This is a genomic window from Ensifer aridi, from assembly GCF_002078505.1.
Taxonomy (GTDB): Bacteria; Pseudomonadota; Alphaproteobacteria; order Rhizobiales; family Rhizobiaceae; genus Sinorhizobium; species Sinorhizobium aridi.
This window is the reverse complement of the sequence record NZ_LUAV01000040.1, coordinates 316-1,731: the sequence shown is the minus strand read 5'-3', so window position 1 is coordinate 1,731 and position 1,416 is coordinate 316. Positions and strand designations below refer to the sequence as shown.

The window sequence follows — 1,416 nt, the reverse complement described above, 5'->3', positions numbered from 1 at the left end:
CGAGATGATCCAGATGGCATCGCTCGAGCGGACGAAGGCCCGGCCGAAGGAGTCGGAGACGGTTTCGATCTGGTTCGGCAGGCCGGCAATGCCGTTGGTGATCAGCAAGCGCTCGACGAAGGGGCGGATGATCGAGGCACGGGTCGGCATCAGCACCGGATAGTCGCCGAGATGCGCAAAGACCGATTGCTTGCCGGAAAGCAGCGGATGACCGGCGCGGACGGCAAAGACGACCTGCTCGGAATAGAGGTGCTCGAAGGAGAAACCGGTCATCCTGTCGGGGGCGGCGAGCCTGCCGACGACCAGATCGAGATCGCCGAGGCGCAATTGTTCGAGCAGCACCGCATTTTCGCCGGTGACGAGCTTGGTGCGGGCGCCGGTCTTCTCCTTGAGGAAGAGCGTCATCGCGCCCGGCATGATGCGCGTCGAGACGGTCGGTAGCGCGCCGATGCGGATCGGCGGGCCGTCGCCAGAACGCTCCTGCGAGACGGAATCGAGGCCTTGGCGAAGCGCGGTCAGCGCAGCGCCGGCGTGGCGCAGGAAGACCTCGCCGTAACGCGTGATCCTGATGCCGCGCCCGTCGCGCTCGAAGACGGCAACGCCGAGCACCTCCTCGAGCTCGCGGATCGTCTTGGTGACGGCCGGTTGGCTGACGTGCAGGAGTTCGGCCGCCTTTACCACGCTCTTCTGGCGCGCGACCTCGACAAATGTCTGCAGATGGCGAAACTTCACGCGAGCGTCGATCATGAATTCATAACCGCAGAGTTAATTGAAGGCGATGAAATATCATTTTACCTAACCAGATGAAACAGCCAATTTGAGGGGGAGGAGATCAGCCGTGCAGTTCGCCCGTATCAACGACATCACGATCCACTATCGGCTGGTCGGCGCCGCCGCGGCAAAGCCGGTGCTCGTCCTCATCAATTCGCTCGGCACGGACTTTCGCATCTGGCGCGACGTCGTCGTGCGGCTGGCCGCCGATTTTGCGATCGTCCTTTACGACAAACGCGGCCACGGCCTTTCGGAGATCGGCCAGGTTCCCTATTCGATCGAGGATCATGCGACCGATCTCGCCGGCCTGCTCGATGGGCTCGCGGTGAAGCGGGCGATCGTCTGCGGCCTCTCCGTCGGCGGCCTCATTGCCCAGTCGCTCTACCAGCGCCGACCCGATCTGGTGCGCGCGCTCGTGCTTTGCGATACCGCGCACAAGATCGGCACGGCGGAGATGTGGGATGCCCGCATCGCCGCGATCGAGGCGCACGGCATCGAGGCGATCGCCGATGGCGTGCTCGAGCGCTGGTTCACGCCGGCTTTCCGCCGGCCCGAGAACGTCGCCTTCGTCGGCTATCGCAACATGCTGATCCGCCAGCCGGTTGCCGGTTATCTCGGCACCTGCGCCGCCATCCGGGACGCCGA

The 1,416-nt window shown here is 64.3% G+C and carries 2 protein-coding genes; one reads left to right on the top strand and one right to left on the bottom strand.

Annotated features, from left to right (window positions below; translation table 11 throughout):
- Window positions 1-747 (bottom strand): pca operon transcription factor PcaQ (gene pcaQ, locus AYK65_RS30735; RefSeq protein ID WP_081163153.1); only part of this gene is annotated, 747 nt, incomplete at its 3' end.
- A gap of 91 nt (window positions 748-838) precedes the next feature.
- Between pcaQ and pcaD the strand changes: the two genes are divergently transcribed.
- Window positions 839-1,416, top strand: a 578-nt coding sequence (gene pcaD / locus AYK65_RS30730) for a 3-oxoadipate enol-lactonase (protein ID WP_081163152.1), incomplete at its 3' end; no start/stop codon positions are given.